Origin of the sequence: Streptomyces misionensis (genome assembly GCF_900104815.1) — a bacterium.
GTDB classification, from domain to species: Bacteria; Actinomycetota; Actinomycetes; order Streptomycetales; family Streptomycetaceae; genus Streptomyces; species Streptomyces misionensis.
In genome coordinates, this window is the sequence record NZ_FNTD01000004.1 from 5,782,009 (window position 1) to 5,797,394 (window position 15,386).

The following is a 15,386-nucleotide window of genomic DNA, read 5'->3' on the forward strand; positions in this document are numbered from 1 at the left end:
CGGGGTCGGCCGGGTTCGGCCAACCCCGTCGACATGGGCTGTCGGTGAGACAAAGTACTCTTGAGCCCATGCCTGAACGCCGTACCGTCGCACTCGTCACTCTCGGCTGCGCTCGTAACGAGGTGGACTCCGAAGAGCTCGCAGGCCGTTTGGAGGCGGACGGCTGGCAGCTCGTCGAGGACGCCGCGGAAGCCGACGTCGCCGTGGTCAACACCTGCGGCTTCGTCGAAGCCGCCAAGAAGGACTCCGTCGACGCCCTCCTGGAGGCCAACGACCTCAAGGACCACGGCAGAACCCAGGCCGTCGTGGCGGTGGGCTGCATGGCCGAGCGGTACGGCAAGGAGCTCGCCGAGGCGCTGCCCGAGGCCGACGGCGTGCTCGGCTTCGACGACTACGCGGACATCTCCGATCGTCTGCAGACCATCCTGTCCGGCGGCATCCACGCCTCGCACACCCCGCGCGACCGCCGCAAGCTGCTGCCGATCAGCCCGGCCGAGCGCCAGGACTCGGCGGCCGCCGTCGCGCTGCCCGGCCACGGCCCGGCCGACCTCCCGGAGGGCGTGGCCCCCGCCTCCGGCCCCCGCGCGCCCCTGCGCCGCCGTCTGGACGGCTCCCCGGTGGCCTCGGTGAAGCTCGCCTCCGGCTGCGACCGGCGCTGCTCCTTCTGCGCCATCCCGTCCTTCCGCGGCTCCTTCATCTCCCGCCGCCCCAGTGATGTGCTCAACGAGTCGCGCTGGCTGGCCGAGCAGGGCGTGAAGGAGATCATGCTGGTCTCCGAGAACAACACCTCCTACGGCAAGGACCTGGGCGACATCCGCCTGCTGGAGTCCCTGCTGCCCGAACTGGCCGGCATCGACGGCATCGAGCGGATCCGGGTCAGCTACCTCCAGCCGGCCGAGATGCGCCCCGGGCTGATCGACGTGCTCACCTCGACGCCCAAGATCGCGCCGTACTTCGACCTGTCCTTCCAGCACTCCGCTCCCGGCGTGCTGCGCTCGATGCGCCGCTTCGGCGACACCGACCGCTTCCTCGAGCTGCTCGACACCATCCGTTCCAAGGCCCCCCAGGCCGGTGTGCGCTCCAACTTCATCGTCGGCTTCCCCGGCGAGAGCGAGGCGGACCTGGCGGAGCTGGAGCGGTTCCTGAACGGTGCCCGCCTGGACGCCATCGGCGTCTTCGGCTACTCCGACGAGGAGGGCACCGAGGCGGCCACCTACGACAACAAGCTGGACGAGGACGTCGTCGCCGAGCGCCTGGCCCACATCTCCCGGCTCGCCGAGGAACTGGTCTCGCAGCGCGCCGAGGAGCGCGTCGGCGAGAGTGTGCACGTCCTGGTGGAGTCGGTGGACGGCGAGGAGGGCGTGTACGGCCGCGCCGCGCACCAGGCGCCCGAGACCGACGGCCAGGTGCTGCTCACGAGCGGCGAGGGCCTTGCCGTCGGACGTATGGTCGAGGCGAAGGTGGTCGGTACGGAGGGTGTCGACCTGGTGGCCGAGCCGCTGACCGGCTCGCTCGCGTGTAGTGAGGAGGCGGGCAGATGACCGGAGTCCCGGCATCCGCCGCGGGCGGCTCCTCCGGCGCGCACGGCGCCCGGGGCGCCGCCGCTGCCGACGGCGTGGCTCCCGAGGTCTCCGGTCCCGCACCCGAATCCGCTCCCGGCGCCGGTCCGTCGGCCGACGGACGGCCCGCACGCGGCGGGAAGATCACCGCCGCGGCGGTCAACCAGGCGAGCGTGTGGAACGTCGCCAATCTGCTGACCATGCTCCGGCTGGTGCTGGTGCCGGGCTTCGTGGCGCTGATGCTGGCGGGCGGCGGATACGACCCGGCCTGGCGCTCCCTCGCCTGGGCGGCCTTCGCCATCGCCATGATCACCGACCTGTTCGACGGTCATCTGGCGCGCACCTACAACCTCGTCACCGACTTCGGAAAGATCGCCGACCCCATCGCCGACAAGGCGATCATGGGGGCGGCGCTGATCTGTCTGTCGTCCCTCGGCGATCTGCCGTGGTGGGTGACGATCGTGATCCTCGGCCGGGAACTCGGCATCACCCTGCTGCGTTTTCTGGTCATTCGCTATGGCGTGATCCCGGCCAGCCGCGGCGGCAAGCTCAAGACCCTCACTCAGGGCGTCGCGGTCGGGATGTATGTGCTGGCGCTGACGGGATGGCTGGCCACACTGCGGTTCTGGGTGATGGCCGCGGCGGTCGTCCTGACCGTTGCCACCGGTCTCGACTATGTAAGACAGGCCATTGTGCTGCGCCGGCGGGGAATCGCCGAGCGCGCGGCGGCGTTGGAGGAGAAGGAAGCGTGAGTTCTCCGGCCACCGACCTGGTGAGACTACTGACGGTGAGGGGCGAGACCCTCGCGGTCGCCGAGTCGCTCACGGGTGGACTGGTCGCGGCGGAGATCACCGCGGTGCCCGGGGCGTCCAAGGTGTTCCGGGGCTCGGTCACCGCCTACGCCACCGAGCTGAAGCACCGGCTGCTGGGCGTCGACGCCACCCTGCTGGAGCGGCAGGGAGCGGTGGACCCGCAGGTCGCGGAACAGATGGCGGCCGGGGTGCGAAAGGCTCTGGGGGCCGACTGGGGCATCGCGACCACCGGGGTCGCCGGCCCCGACCCACAGGACGGCCAACCGGTCGGTACGGTCTTCGTGGCCGTCGACGGACCGCTGACGGCAGCCGCTCGTTCCGCCGGTGGCGGAAAAGTGGAGGCCCTGCGGTTGAACGGCAGCCGTACGGAAATTCGTATGGAGAGTGTACGGAGCGTACTCGCACTGCTCCTGGAGCAGGTTGCGGGCGAACAGTATGGGAATGAGCGGGCACAGGATACGGAACGGAACGGGGGGTTTTGATGTTTGCAGCCCTGAGTGAACACGACATCGCTCCCCGCACGGCCGCAGCGCGAGGCGGTACGGTGGGGCGTGAAGGATGCGGCTACGCGGTCCGAGGAGGGAGCCACCGATGATTCTGCTCCGTCGCCTGCTGGGTGACGTGCTGCGTCGGCAGCGCCAACGCCAGGGCCGTACTCTGCGCGAAGTCTCCTCGTCCGCCCGAGTCTCACTCGGCTATCTCTCCGAGGTGGAGCGGGGGCAGAAGGAGGCTTCCTCCGAGCTGCTCTCCGCCATCTGCGACGCGCTGGACGTACGGATGTCGGAACTCATGCGAGAAGTGAGCGACGAGCTGGCGCTCGCCGAGCTGGCCCAGTCCGCCGCGGCCACCGAGCCCGTGCCCACGCCGGTCCGTCCGATGCTGGGTTCTGTCTCGGTGACCGGTGTGCCACCGGAACGGGTGACCATCAAGGCACCCGCGAAGGCGGTGGACGTGGTCGCCGCCTGAGTCTTCCGGCGGTCCGACCGACAGACACAGTGAGGCCCCGGCCGGGGCTCCCGGGATCCAACCCGGGGGCGCGGCCGGGGCCTTGTGCTGTGCCGGGTCGCCCACGTGGTGCACGTGATGCCCTGGGGACCGATGGTGCGTCGGTGACGCACGGTGCCTGCCCGGTATGCGTCCGTTTGCCGGTATCCGGCCGGGCGGTCATGGTGGAGGGACGTGACGGCCGTGAGGGCCGCCCGACCGCCGGAGGAAGCGGATGTACGTCGTGAAGAGCCCATTGGCCGACGCGGACCTGAAGACCGTGTCCGAGGCGTTGCAGGGCGCCCTGGTCGATCTGGTGGACCTGTCCCTGGCCGGCAAGCAGATCCACTGGAACATCGTCGGGCCCCGTTTCCGGTCGGTCCACCTCCAGCTGGACGAGGTCGTCGCCTCCGCCCGCACCCACTCCGACACGGTGGCCGAGCGCGCCTCGGCGCTGGGCATCCCGCCCGACGGCCGTGCCGCCACGGTCGCCTCCGGCAGCGGCATCAAGACCACCCCGTCGGGCTGGATCAAGGACGGGGACGCGGTGGGCACGATGGTGGACGCCCTCGGCGCGGTGATCGGCCGGATGCGGGAGCGGGTGCAGGCCACAGCGGAGCCGGACCCGGTCACCCAGGACCTCTTCATCGGGATCACCGCGGACCTGGAGAAGCACCACTGGATGTTCCAGGCGGAGAACGCGTAGCGATTGCCGGTGCGGCTCGGGGCCCGGTACGGGCCGGGCCGGCGGCCCGGCGCCGCGACCACGAGCCCGTGACGCGCCTGGCGCGCGGGGCGGGCACGACGGGGCGGCGTCCGGCGGGAGGTGGTGGCGGGCATGACCGGGCGTACGGTGCGCCGGACGGTGGCGCTGGGATGCGGCGCGGTGTGGTGGTGGGCCGTGCTGCGGCTCGCCCTGGGGCAGGGCGCGGGCGTCCTGGAAGCGGCCGTCGCGGCCGGCGGGTGGGGACTGAGCGTGCTGCCAGTGCACTGCGCGCCCAAGGGACGGGCGGCGGGGGCGCTGGACTCCGGGCGCTGGGCGGCGGCCTGGCGGGCGGGGGAGAGGGTGGCGGACGCGGGGGTGGAGGACGCGGGGGTGGCGGGGTCTCGTTCGGGTGAGATATCCGGGCCGTAGTGAAGGTGGTCCGGCTGTGCGGGCCGACTGGGGCTGGGGCTGGGGTTGGTGACCGCCGGTCGCCGGTCGCTGGTCGCCGGGCGGTCAGGTGGGAGTGCGGCGGTGGCGCTCGCGCCAGCGCTGGGGCGCGCCCGGTGCCGGGGCGGGGCCGGTCTGGCAGGTGGGGCACCAGTAGGTGGGGCGGTCCTGGGAACCGTCGCCCTGGTCGGCCACGCGGACCGAGGTGTGGCAGCGCAGACAGGGGCGAGGCGCGCGACCGTAGACGAACAGGTCGTGGTGGCGCAGCCCGGTGGTCCGGCGGACCGGGCGGTCGCGGTTGGCCTCCAGCAGCCGCTGGGCGAGGCCCGGCAGCTTCTCGGCGCGGTCCGCGGGCAGCGCGCCGACCGGCAGCCAGGGGGTGACGCCGAGCAGGAAACACAGTTCGCTCTTGTAGATGTTGCCGATTCCGGCCAGATTGCGCTGGTCCAGCAGGGCCTCGCCGAGCGGGCGGGCCGGGTCCGCGAGCAGCCGGTCCAGGGCACGCTCCGGGTCCCAGTCCGGGCCGAGCAGATCGGGTCCGAGATGACCGACGACCCGCTCCTCCTCGGTGGTGCGCAGCAATTCCAGGACCTGGAGGCGATAGCCGACGGCCGTGCGGTCGGCGGTGGCGAGGATCGCGCGGATCTGGTGCGCCGGTCCGCCCCGCCAGCGCTCGCCCGTGCCGTACACCTTCCAGGAGCCCTCCATCCGCAGATGCGTGTGCAGGGTCAGACCGCCCTCGAAGCGGGTGAGCAGGTGCTTGCCGCGCGGGACGGTGCTCAGCACCCGGCGGCCGGTGAGGTCGACCGTGGCGTACTTCGGCACCCGGAAGTCGCTGCGGGTCAGCGCCTTGCCCGCGAGGGCCTCGTGCAGCCGCCGCGCGGCCTGCCAGACCGTGTCACCTTCGGGCATGGGTCCAAGGGTGCCACGGCGGGGCGGCAGGGCGGCGGGCCGCGGGGACCGGGGTCACGCTCTCAGGCGCAGGCCGCGCGGCGTGGCCACGAAGCCCGCTCCTTCCAGGAGGGAGCCGGTCGGGGAGGTCAGGGCTGGGGTGCCGTTGATCCGCTCGACCGTGACCGTGCCGAGGGAGCCGGCGCGGGCGGCCTCGGCGAGGGCCTCGGCGGCCGTGCGCAGCCGGGGGTCGTCCGCGGCCGCAGTGTCGGGGGCGACGGGCCAGGCTAGGAGCGTCTTGCCGCCGCGCTCCATGTACAGGGTCAGCTCGCCCTCCACCAGGACGACCAGGGAGCCCGCCTTGCGGCCCGGCTTGTGCCCGGCCCCGGTCGGCGGCTCGGGCCAGGGCAGGGCCGCGCCGTAGGCGTTCGCCGGGTCGGCGGCGGCGAGCACCACGGCTCGCGGGACGGGGGAACGGCCCCGGGTGCGCTGCTCGCCGTACCCCCCGAGCGGGGCCGCGCCGTAACCGGTGGCCCCGCCGCCCCGGGGGCCGCCGTAGCCGGGGGCGGAGAAGGGGTCGGGGAGGTCGCGGGACGAGACGTACTCATTGGGCGCGGTGGGCGGGAGGCCGGCCGGGGGCCAGGCGAAGCCGTCGTCGGGACCCGGGTGGGCGAAGCCGCCCTCGGCGCCGGACGGCGTGTGGCCGTGGGGATCGCCGTCGGTACCGGGGAAGCCGTCCGGATCGGCGGGGGTGAAGCCGTGAGGCGGGGCCGGGGCGGGCAGCGCGGCCTCGCCCCGGTCGCGGGCGTTGGCCACCGCGCGCAGCCGGTCCACCGCGCCGTCCATGGCGAACTGGGCCGCGCCCAGCCCCTCGACCACGTAACCGCGCCTGGCCTGGCCGCTCTCCTCGAAGGCGGACAGCACCCGGTAGACCGCCGAGAAGCCACCCTCGACGCCCTCCGCGGCGACGGCTCCCCGGGTCACCACGCCGTGTCGGTCCAGCAGGGTGCGGGCCAGCGCGTGCGCGCGCACGGTGGCGTCGGGCTCGGCGACGGGCAGCAGCGACCAACGCCCCGCGACGGTCGGCGGGCCGGTACGGGAGGCGGTGCGGGCGGCGGCCGTCAGGGAGCCGTAACGCCCGCGCGGCACGGAGCGCTTGGCGCGGTGGGCGGTCGAACCCGCCGTACGGCCCGAGCCCAGCAGGGCGCGCATCGGCGCCAGTGTGTCGTTGGTGAGCCGGCCCGACCAGGCCAGGTCCCAGAGGGCGTCGGCGAGTTGGGGGTCCGTGGCGTCGGGGTGGGTGGTGGCGCGGACCTGGTCGGCGATCTGCCGGAAGAACAGGCCGTAGCCGCCGGACAGCGCGTCCAGGACGGACTGGTGGAGCGCGGTCAGCTCCAGCGGGTGCGGGGGCGGGAGCAACAGCGGTGCCGCGTCCGCCAGATAGAGGCAGACCCAGCCGTCCTTGCCGGGCAGCGCGCCCGCGCCGGCCCAGACCACCTCGCCGGCCGCGGTCAACTCGTCCAGCATCGACGGGGTGTAGTGGGCCACGCGGGACGGCAGGACCAGTTTCTCCAGCGCGGAGGCGGGCACGGAGGCGCCCTGCAACTGCTCGACGGCGCGGACCAGTCCGTCGATGCCCCGCAGGCCGTGCCCCTTGCCGATGTGCTGCCACTGGGGCAGGAACTGGGCGAGCGCGGCGGGCGGCACGGGTTCCAGCTCGTGCCGCAGGGCCGCCAGGGAGCGGCGGCGCAGCCGCCGCAGCACGGTCGCGTCACACCACTCCTGGCCGATGCCCGCGGGATGGAACTCGCCCTGCACCACCCGGCCGCTCGCGGCGAGCCGCTGGAGGGCGCCGTCGGTGATCGCCACGCCCAGGCCGAAACGGTCGGCCGCGGTGGCCGAGGTGAACGGGCCGTGCGTACGGGCGTAGCGCGCGAGGAGGTCGCCCAGGGGGTCCTTGACCGGCTCGGTGAAGGCCTCGGGGACGCCGACGGGCAGCGCGGTGCCGAGCGCGTCGCGCAGCCGGCCCGCGTCCTCGATCGCCGCCCAGTGGTCGGCGCCGGAGATCCGGACCTTGATCGCCCGGCGGGCCCCGGCCAGCTCCCGCACCCAGTGCGGATCGGCGCCGCGCGCGACCAGCTCGGCCTCGGTGAGCGGCCCGAGCAGCCGCAGCACGTCGGCGACGCCCTCCACGTCCTTGACCCGGCGGTCGTCGGTCAGCCACTGGAGTTCGCGCTCCAGCTCGGTCAGCACATCGGCGTCGAGCAGCTCGCGCAGCTCCGCCTGGCCCAGCAGCTCGGCCAGCAGCCGGGAGTCCAGGGACAACGCGGCGGCCCGGCGCTCGGCCAGCGGGGAGTCGCCCTCGTACAGGAACTGGGCGACGTAACCGAACAGCAGGGAGCGGGCGAACGGGGACGGCTCCGGGGTGGTGACCTCGACCAGGCGCACCTTGCGGGACTCGATGTCGCCCATCAGCTCGGCCAGCCCGGGGACGTCGAAGACGTCCTGGAGGCATTCGCGGACGGCCTCCAGCACGATCGGGAACGAGCCGAACTCGCTCGCCACCTGGAGCAGTTGGGCAGCCCGCTGGCGCTGCTGCCACAGCGGGGTGCGCTTGCCCGGGTTGCGGCGCGGTAGCAGCAGGGCGCGCGCGGCGCACTCGCGGAACCGGGAGGCGAACAGGGCCGAGCCGCCGACCTGGTCGGTGACGACCTGGTCGACCTCGCCCTTGTCGAAGGCGACGTCCGCCGCGCCCACGGGCGCCTGCTCGCTGTCGTACTCGCTGCCCGCCCTCATGGGGTCGTGGTCGAGCAGGTCCAGGCTCATCAGATCGGCGTCGGGCAGGCGCAGCACGATGCCGTCGTCGGCGTGCATGACCTGCGCGTCCATGCCGTACCGCTCGGACAGCCGGGCACCGAGCGCGAGGGCCCAGGGCGCGTGCACCTGGGCGCCGAAGGGGGAGTGGACGACCACCCGCCAGTCGCCCAGCTCGTCACGGAAGCGCTCCACCACGATCGTGCGGTCGTCCGGGACGTGGCCGCAGGCCTCGCGCTGCTCCTCCAGGTAGGACAGCACGTTGTCCGCCGCCCATGCGTCCAGGCCCGCGGTGAGCAGCCGCAGCCGGGCGTCGTCCTTGGGCAGCGAGCCGACCTCGCGCAGGAACGCGCCGACCGCGCGGCCCAGTTCGAGCGGGCGGCCCAGCTGGTCGCCCTTCCAGAACGGCAGCCGGCCCGGCACGCCCGGCGCGGGCGAGACCAGCACCCGGTCGCGGGTGATGTCCTCGATGCGCCAAGAGCTGGTGCCCAGTGTGAAGACGTCGCCCACACGGGACTCGTAGACCATCTCCTCGTCCAGCTCGCCGACCCGGCCGCCGCCCTTCTTGGGGTCGCTGCCGGCGAGGAAGACCCCGAACAGGCCCCGGTCCGGGATGATGCCGCCGGAGGTGACGGCCAGCCGTTGGGCGCCGGGCCGGCCGGTGATGGTGCCGGCCACCCGGTCCCACACCACCCGCGGGCGCAGTTCGGCGAACGCGTCCGACGGGTAGCGCCCGGCGAGCATGTCCAGGACCGCCGTGAACGCCGACTCGGGGAGGGAGGCGAAGGGAGCCGCGCGGCGCACCACGGCCAGCAGGTCGTCGAACTGCCAGGTGTCCAGCGCCGTCATCGCCACGAGCTGCTGGGCGAGCACGTCCAGCGGGTTCGCGGGCACCTTCAGGGACTCGATGGCGCCCGTGCGCATCCGCTCGGTGACCACCGCCGCCTGTACCAGGTCGCCCCGGTACTTGGGGAAGACCACACCGGTGGAGACGGCGCCCACCTGGTGCCCGGCGCGGCCCACGCGCTGGAGCCCGGAGGCGACCGAGGGCGGGGACTCCACCTGGACGACGAGATCGACCGCGCCCATGTCGATGCCCAGCTCCAGGCTGGAGGTGGCGACCACCGCGGGCAGCCGGCCCGCCTTCAGGTCCTCCTCGACCAGCGCGCGCTGCTCCTTGGACACCGAGCCGTGGTGGGCGCGGGCGATCACCGGGGGTGCGCCCTGGGCCGCGCCCGAGCCGCCCATCAGCTGGGCCGGCGCGTGGTGCTCGGCCAGCGGCTCGCCGGTCGCGCGCTCGTAGGCGATCTCGTTGAGCCGGTTGCACAGCCGCTCGGCCAGGCGCCGGGAGTTGGCGAAGACGATGGTGGAGCGGTGCGACTGCACCAGGTCGGCGATCCGCTCCTCGACCTGCGGCCAGATCGACGGCCGCTCGCCGCCCTCGGCCGCGTCGGTGGCGGGGGAGCCGCCCAGTTCGCCCATGTCCTCGACCGGGACGACCACCGAGAGGTCGAACTCCTTGCCGGACTCCGGCTGGACGATCTCCACCTTGCGGTGCGGCGAGAGGTAGCGCGCCACCTCGTCCACCGGGCGCACGGTCGCCGACAGGCCGATCCGCCGGGCGGGCTTCGGCAGCAGTTCGTCCAGGCGCTCCAGGGAGAGCGCGAGGTGCGCGCCGCGCTTGGTGCCCGCGACCGCGTGCACCTCGTCCAGGATCACCGTCTCCACGCCCGTGAGCGCGTCGCGGGTGGCCGAGGTGAGCATCAGGAAGAGCGATTCGGGGGTGGTGATCAGGATGTCCGGCGGGCGGGTGGACAGGGCGCGGCGCTCGGCGGCCGGGGTGTCGCCGGAGCGGATGCCGACCTTGATCTCGGGCTCGGGCAGCCCCAGCCGGACGGACTCCTGGCGGATACCGGTCAGCGGGCTGCGCAGATTGCGCTCGACGTCGACCGCGAGGGCCTTGAGCGGTGAGACGTACAGCACCCGGCAGCGCTTCCTGGGGTCGGCCGGGGGCGGGGTCGAGGCCAGCTGGTCCAGGGCGGCGAGGAATGCGGCCAGCGTCTTGCCGGAGCCGGTCGGCGCCACCACCAGCACATCCGAGCCGGCCTGGATGGCCTGCCACGCGCCCGCCTGGGCCGCGGTGGGCGCGGAGAACGCCCCCGTGAACCAGCCGCGGGTCGCGGGGGAGAAGCCGTCGAGGGCCCGATGTGCTGAGCTGACCATGCGTCCATCCTGCACCCGACCACTGACAATCGGGCTGACCTGGGCAAATGCCCCATCCCGCCGGGCGGGCGGGGAGTGGGGCGGCCGGCGGGACGGAAAACGGCCGTGGGGGCGGGACCGGCCGGACGGAGAATGGCCGCGGGCCGCGGGACGCGGAACGGGACCGGCCGGACGGAGAATGGCCGCGGGCCGCGGGACGCGGAACGGGAACGGCCGGACGGAGAATGGCCCCATGGCAGGAACGGCCGGAGCGCGGCATGACCGGCCGCCCCGCGAGCGGGAGCGGCAGGCGGTGGAGCGGGCGCGGCACTGGCGCTACGAGGAACTGCCCGGCGTGGACCTGCTGCGTGCTCGGTACGTCCACAAGACCTTCGTCCGGCACACCCACGAGAACTTCGTGATCGCCGCCATCGCCGACGGCGTCGAGGTGTTCCACCACGGCGGCTCCGACGTGTCCGCGGGCGCGGGGGCCCTCGCGCTGGTCAACCCGGACACCCCGCACACCGGCCGGGCCGGGGTGCCCGAGGGCTGGCGGTACGGCGCGGTCTACCCCTCGCCCGAGGTGGTGGCGGCGATAGCGGCGGAGACCACGACCCTGCGCGGCACCCCGGGCTTCGTCAGTCCCGTCCTCGACGACCCCGCCGCCGCCCGCCTCGTCCACCAGGTGCTGCGCGCCGCCGAGCAGGGCAACGCGCTGGCCGCCGACACCCTGCTGCGGATCGCTGTGACCCGGCTGCTGCGGCTGAACGGCGACCCGCTGCCCGAGCGGCGGCCGCGCACGGCAGGGGCCGGGATCGCGGCCCGCGCGCGTGCCGTGCTGGAGGAGCACATGGCCGGGCCGCCGACCTTGGAGCGGTTGGCCGCCGACCTCGGCACCAGCCCGTTCGCACTCCTGCGGGCATTTCGCGAGACCTACGGCATGCCGCCGCACACCTGGCTGACCGACGCCCGGGTGCGGCGCGCACGGCTGCTGCTGGACGAGGGGGTCCGGCCGGCCGAGGCGGCCGTCGCCGTCGGCTTCACCGACCAGCCGCACCTCAACCGGCACTTCGCCCGCATCGTCGGCGTCCCCCCGGGCGCCTACCAGCGCGAGCGCAAGAACGTACAAGACCGGGACTGACGTTCGAACATACGGTCCCCGTGTGGCACAGCAGACGGCAACAGTGGACATATCCGGCGGCTCGGCCAAGCCCGACGCCGCCGTCGTACGAGACGCCCTCGGCGTCGGCATCGCCGTGGGCCTGTCCGGGTTCGCCTTCGGGGTGACCTCGGCCGGCAGCGGACTAGGGCTCCTGCAGACCTGCGCGCTGAGCCTCCTGGTCTTCACCGGCGCCTCCCAGTTCGCCCTGGTCGGCGCCCTCGCCGCCGGAGGCAACCCCTACACCGCCGCGGCCGGGGCCTTCTTCCTGGGCGTCCGCAACGCCTTCTACGGGCTGCGCCTGTCCCAGTTGCTCGCGCTCCCGCGCGCGGTGCGGCCCCTCGCCGCCCAGTGGGTGATCGACGAGACCACGGCGGTCACCCTGGCGCAGCCCACCCGGCGGGCCGCCCGGATCGGCTTCACGGTCACCGGGCTCGCCCTGTACGTGCTGTGGAACCTCACCACCCTGCTCGGCGCCCTGGGCGCCAAGGCGATCGGCGACACGCGCGCGTGGGGGCTGGATGCGGCCGGACCGGCCGTGTTCCTGGCCCTGCTCGCGCCGATGCTGACGACGGCGACCGAGCGCGCGGTCGCGGGCCTCGCGGTGCTGCTCGGCCTCGGCCTGCTGCCCGTGCTGCCGGCCGGCGTACCGGTCCTGGTGGCGGCGCTGGCCGCGCCGCTCGCCCTGTTCGTGTCGGGACGGCGCGCGGGCCGCGGCCCCGGGGACGCGCCCGAGGAGGCGGAGGCCCGGTGAACACCTGGATCGCGATCGGCCTGACCGTGCTCGGCTGCTACGCCGTCAAGCTCGCGGGTCTGCTGGTGCCGGCCCATGTCATCGAACGGCCCCTCGTGCGGCGGCTCGCTGCCCTGCTGCCCGTCGCCCTCCTGGCCGCGCTCACCGCGCAGCAGACGTTCGCCCAGGGGCACGCGCTGGTGCTGGACGCCCGGGCCGCGGGGCTCGGGGCGGCCGCCGTGGCCCTGGTGCTGCGCGCGCCGTTCCTGGTGGTCGTCGCGGCGGCCGTACTCGTGACGGCGGGCGTACGGGCCCTCGGCGGCTGAGCGGCGTGCGGCCCCGAGAGGAGGGGTCAGGGGGGCAGCCGCGGTTCGGAGCGGATCAGCCCACGAAGCGGCCGTACGCCCTCAGGGTGCGCAGCGCCTCGATCGTCACCATGGGGCGTGCCTCGAGCGCGGGAACCGGTGCCCAGCGGCGCCAGCGGACGGGCCAGCCGCCGTCCGACCGCTGCTCGGCGGCCAGGTGGTCCAGGGAGCGCGCCATCTCCTCGTCGGTGAACCACGCGCGCGCGAGCGAGGCGGGGCTCCTGGCGAAGTCGTGCGGGAAGTGGTGCTCCCCCGGGGCGTAACCGGGGGCCACCGGGCAGGCGTCGAGCCGGTCCGGGTCCAGTGCGACGAGCCGCTGCTCGCGCACCAGGCGGCCCAGCCGGTCCGCGGCGGCCTGCGCCCGCGGGCGGTCGGGAACGCAGTCCAGGAAGGCCACGGCGGCCTGCACCTCGTAAGGATGCGACTTCTCCAGGTTCTCCACGGCCTGCCAGCAGAAGTCGGTGGCCCGGAACAGCCAGGCGTGCCAGACCTCGTTGCGGTGCAGCAGCCCCACCACCGGGCCGGTGGCCAGCAGATCGCTGGGCGGGTCGTCGACGACCGGGACGAACGGCGCCGCCGGATATCCGCGCTGGCTCGGGTGGACCGCGGGCAGCGCGCCGTCCGCCGTGGAGACGGAGGTCAGATAGCGGCACACACGCTCCACCCGCTGTCCGCCGCAGCGCCCGACGGCGTCCAGCACGCGCAGCGCGTGCGCGGTGTGCAGGGGCTGGCTCACGGGACCGCGCAGGTCGGGCTCCAGGGCGTGCCCGTACCCGCCGTCCTCGTTGCGATAGGCGTCCAGCGCCGCCTCCACCGCGTCCGGCGCGCCGCGCAGGAAGTGGTACGCGAACAACCGCTGCTCCAGCACGCGCGCGGTGAGCCACACGAACTGCTCGGCGCTGAAGAGCGGGGAGCGCGCCGGGGGCGCGGAGGGGAGTGGGGAAGCTCCGGTATCGGCCATGCGTCAGACCGTAGGGCGGAAAGCGGTCTTGGCAAGCGGTCCCGGGCGGGCCCCACTCTCAGGGGCGGGATACTGGATTCATGCGGTTGACGGTCTTCTGGCAGCGGATGGCGGAGCACTTCGGTCCCGGGTACGCCGACACGTTCGCGCGCGACCACGTGATGACGGAGCTGGGCGGGCGCACGGTGAACGAGGCTCTGGACGCCGGCTGGGCGGCCAAGGACGTGTGGCGAGTGGTGTGCACCGTGATGGACGTGCCGGCGGAGCGGCGCTGAGGGAACGGCACCGAGGGAACGGCACCGAAGCCGACCGATCTCGGGTGAAGTGTCTGGAAAGTCCGTTGTGAGGTCGACGCTACGGCACCGTACGGTCACGAAAACCGCAGGTGGGCGCCGTTTGTCGGCGGTGTGGGCGAGACTTGGCGGGTGGCACGCACTGACGAGGACATCGAGCAGCCGACCCGGCCCGCGATCCCGGCCGCTACGCCGGGGACCGACCGGCCACCGGCCCCCGGGGCCGGCGCGCGGGAGGGTCGCATGCCGCGCTGGCTGCCGCGCGCCATGGTGCTCGCGCTCGCGCTGATCGCCGCCTTCCAGCTGGGCACCTGGGCCTTCCACCAGCTCACCGGACTGCTGATCAACATCCTGATCGCGTTCTTCCTGGCCCTGGCGGTCGAACCCGCGGTGAGCCGGATGGCCGCCCGCGGCATGCGCAGAGGGCTCGCCACCTTCCTGGTCTTCTTCCTGCTGACCGTCGCCGCCGCGGGATTCGTCACCCTGCTCGGCTCGATGCTGGCCGGGCAGATCATCAAGATGATCGAGGGCTTCCCGGACTACCTGGACTCCCTCATCCACTGGACCAACGCGACCTTCCGCACCAACCTCAAGCGGGTCGACGTCCAGGAGGGGGTGCTGCGCTCCGACTGGCTGCGCAAGTACGCGCAGAACAGCGCGGCCGGTGTGCTCGACGTCTCCCAGCAGGTGCTCGGCGGGCTCTTCCAGATGCTGACCGTCGCGCTGTTCTCGTTCTACTTCGCCGCCGACGGGCCCCGGCTGCGCCGTGCGCTGTGCTCCGTGCTGCCGCCGGCCCGCCAGGCCGAGGTGCTGCGCGCCTGGGAGATAGCCGTCGACAAGACGGGCGGCTACCTCTACTCGCGCGGCCTGATGGCGCTCGTCTCCGGGATCGCGCACTACATCCTGCTCCAGGCCCTCGGCGTGCCGTACGCGCCCGTACTCGGCGTCTGGGTGGGACTGGTCTCGCAGTTCGTCCCCACCATCGGCACCTACCTCGCGGGCGCGCTGCCGATGCTGATCGCGTTCACCGTCGCGCCCTGGTACGCGGTGTGGGTGCTGGTCTTCGTCGTGATCTACCAGCAGTTCGAGAACTACATGCTCCAGCCCAAGCTGACCGCCAAGAGCGTCGACATCCATCCGGCCGTCGCCTTCGGCTCGGTCATCGTCGGCACGGCCCTGCTCGGCGCCGTCGGCGCGCTGATCGCCATCCCCGCGGTGGCCACCCTCCAGGCGTTCCTGGGCGCCTATGTGAAGCGGTACGACGTCACCGACGACCCCCGGGTGAACGGCCACCGCGTCCGCACCCCGGCCGGCCCCGGGATGCTCGCGCGGATCAGGGCGGCCCGCACGCGGCGGTGACGTCCCGCGCGTGGGTTCCCGTGCCGCCGAAGTCCGGGCGCCCCGACCTCCGGAACGCTGACGCTCAAGGGCGTCGACATGCGTCGACACGTTCCGGACCG

At 73.7% G+C, this 15,386-nt stretch carries 14 protein-coding genes; 11 read left to right on the forward strand and 3 right to left on the reverse strand.

Annotated elements, in window-relative coordinates; all coding sequences use genetic code 11:
• Positions 1 to 68 precede the first annotated feature (68 nt).
• The 6 genes from rimO to BLW85_RS28105 all read left to right on the forward strand — a co-directional run bounded on the left by rimO (position 69) and on the right by BLW85_RS28105 (position 4,490).
• Positions 69 to 1,541: a 30S ribosomal protein S12 methylthiotransferase RimO gene (gene rimO / locus BLW85_RS28080; protein ID WP_071828863.1), complete on the forward strand. Its 1,473-nt coding sequence runs from the start codon at positions 69 to 71 to the stop codon at positions 1,539 to 1,541.
• Entirely contained in the window at positions 1,538 to 2,311 is a 774-nt protein-coding gene (gene pgsA / locus BLW85_RS28085) for a CDP-diacylglycerol--glycerol-3-phosphate 3-phosphatidyltransferase (RefSeq protein WP_074993621.1), read from the forward strand. The genes rimO and pgsA overlap by 4 nt, the downstream gene beginning before the upstream one ends.
• The gene (locus tag BLW85_RS28090; protein ID WP_070026018.1) at positions 2,308 to 2,853 is read left to right on the forward strand and encodes a CinA family protein; all 546 of its coding nucleotides are present in this window, start codon (positions 2,308 to 2,310) and stop codon (positions 2,851 to 2,853) included. Before pgsA ends, BLW85_RS28090 begins: the two co-directional genes overlap by 4 nt.
• A gap of 109 nt (positions 2,854 to 2,962) precedes the next feature.
• Positions 2,963 to 3,337, forward strand: a complete 375-nt coding sequence (locus tag BLW85_RS28095) for a helix-turn-helix domain-containing protein (protein WP_070026017.1) — start codon at positions 2,963 to 2,965, stop codon at positions 3,335 to 3,337.
• 253 nt (positions 3,338 to 3,590) lie between these two features.
• Positions 3,591 to 4,061: a Dps family protein gene (locus BLW85_RS28100; RefSeq protein WP_070026016.1), complete on the forward strand. Its 471-nt coding sequence runs from the start codon at positions 3,591 to 3,593 to the stop codon at positions 4,059 to 4,061.
• 132 nt (positions 4,062 to 4,193) lie between these two features.
• The gene (locus BLW85_RS28105; protein ID WP_074996236.1) at positions 4,194 to 4,490 is read left to right on the forward strand and encodes a hypothetical protein; all 297 of its coding nucleotides are present in this window, start codon (positions 4,194 to 4,196) and stop codon (positions 4,488 to 4,490) included.
• 84 nt (positions 4,491 to 4,574) lie between these two features.
• Here BLW85_RS28105 and BLW85_RS28110 read toward each other — a convergent pair whose 3' ends face one another.
• Both BLW85_RS28110 and BLW85_RS28115 read right to left on the reverse strand, forming a co-directional pair.
• Positions 4,575 to 5,420, reverse strand: a complete 846-nt coding sequence (locus BLW85_RS28110; RefSeq protein ID WP_070026015.1) for an Fpg/Nei family DNA glycosylase — start codon at positions 5,418 to 5,420, stop codon at positions 4,575 to 4,577.
• A 54-nt stretch (positions 5,421 to 5,474) separates the two neighbouring features.
• Positions 5,475 to 10,436 carry an ATP-dependent helicase gene (locus BLW85_RS28115; protein WP_074993623.1) on the reverse strand — a complete coding sequence of 1,654 codons (4,962 nt, stop codon included), beginning with the start codon at positions 10,434 to 10,436 and terminating at the stop codon, positions 5,475 to 5,477.
• Positions 10,437 to 10,668: 232 nt separating this feature from the next.
• Here BLW85_RS28115 and BLW85_RS28120 point away from each other — a divergent pair, with 232 nt between their 5' ends.
• Genes BLW85_RS28120 through BLW85_RS28130 form a run of 3 tightly spaced genes read left to right on the forward strand, consistent with a single transcriptional unit; the run spans position 10,669 to position 12,633 of the window.
• Positions 10,669 to 11,556, forward strand: coding sequence for an AraC family transcriptional regulator (locus BLW85_RS28120; protein WP_074993625.1), 888 nt, complete (start codon positions 10,669 to 10,671; stop codon positions 11,554 to 11,556).
• A gap of 22 nt (positions 11,557 to 11,578) precedes the next feature.
• Positions 11,579 to 12,328, forward strand: a complete 750-nt coding sequence (locus tag BLW85_RS28125; protein ID WP_074993627.1) for an AzlC family ABC transporter permease — start codon at positions 11,579 to 11,581, stop codon at positions 12,326 to 12,328.
• Positions 12,325 to 12,633, forward strand: coding sequence for an AzlD domain-containing protein (locus tag BLW85_RS28130; RefSeq protein WP_070026011.1), 309 nt, complete (start codon positions 12,325 to 12,327; stop codon positions 12,631 to 12,633). The genes BLW85_RS28125 and BLW85_RS28130 overlap by 4 nt, the downstream gene beginning before the upstream one ends.
• Before the next feature lie 55 nt (positions 12,634 to 12,688).
• Here the strand turns inward: BLW85_RS28130 and BLW85_RS28135 are convergent, their stop codons facing one another.
• Positions 12,689 to 13,633 carry a hypothetical protein gene (locus BLW85_RS28135; RefSeq protein ID WP_208624910.1) on the reverse strand — a complete coding sequence of 315 codons (945 nt, stop codon included), beginning with the start codon at positions 13,631 to 13,633 and terminating at the stop codon, positions 12,689 to 12,691.
• A gap of 80 nt (positions 13,634 to 13,713) precedes the next feature.
• On the opposite strand from BLW85_RS28135, the gene BLW85_RS28140 reads away from it, so the two are divergent.
• Together BLW85_RS28140 and BLW85_RS28145 are read left to right on the forward strand one after the other, a co-directional pair.
• Complete coding sequence (locus BLW85_RS28140) at positions 13,714 to 13,908, forward strand: DUF3046 domain-containing protein (RefSeq protein WP_070026009.1); 195 nt, start codon at positions 13,714 to 13,716, stop codon at positions 13,906 to 13,908.
• A 150-nt stretch (positions 13,909 to 14,058) separates the two neighbouring features.
• Positions 14,059 to 15,285, forward strand: a complete 1,227-nt coding sequence (locus BLW85_RS28145) for an AI-2E family transporter (protein WP_074993629.1) — start codon at positions 14,059 to 14,061, stop codon at positions 15,283 to 15,285.
• The last annotated feature ends 101 nt before the right edge of the window (positions 15,286 to 15,386 follow it).

Bases quoted from the DNA above. Each gene is read 5' to 3' on its own strand.
- rimO (WP_071828863.1), top strand. From the start codon at position 69: ATGCCTGAACGCCGTACCGTCGCACTCGTCACTCTCGGCTGCGCTCGT.
- pgsA (WP_074993621.1), top strand. From the start codon at position 1,538: ATGACCGGAGTCCCGGCATCCGCCGCGGGCGGCTCCTCCGGCGCGCAC.
- BLW85_RS28095 (WP_070026017.1), top strand. From the start codon at position 2,963: ATGATTCTGCTCCGTCGCCTGCTGGGTGACGTGCTGCGTCGGCAGCGC.
- BLW85_RS28100 (WP_070026016.1), top strand. From the start codon at position 3,591: ATGTACGTCGTGAAGAGCCCATTGGCCGACGCGGACCTGAAGACCGTG.
- BLW85_RS28105 (WP_074996236.1), top strand. From the start codon at position 4,194: ATGACCGGGCGTACGGTGCGCCGGACGGTGGCGCTGGGATGCGGCGCG.
- BLW85_RS28110 (WP_070026015.1), bottom strand. From the start codon at position 5,420: ATGCCCGAAGGTGACACGGTCTGGCAGGCCGCGCGGCGGCTGCACGAG.
- BLW85_RS28115 (WP_074993623.1), bottom strand. From the start codon at position 10,436: ATGGTCAGCTCAGCACATCGGGCCCTCGACGGCTTCTCCCCCGCGACC.
- BLW85_RS28120 (WP_074993625.1), top strand. From the start codon at position 10,669: ATGGCAGGAACGGCCGGAGCGCGGCATGACCGGCCGCCCCGCGAGCGG.
- BLW85_RS28135 (WP_208624910.1), bottom strand. From the start codon at position 13,633: ATGGCCGATACCGGAGCTTCCCCACTCCCCTCCGCGCCCCCGGCGCGC.
- BLW85_RS28140 (WP_070026009.1), top strand. From the start codon at position 13,714: ATGCGGTTGACGGTCTTCTGGCAGCGGATGGCGGAGCACTTCGGTCCC.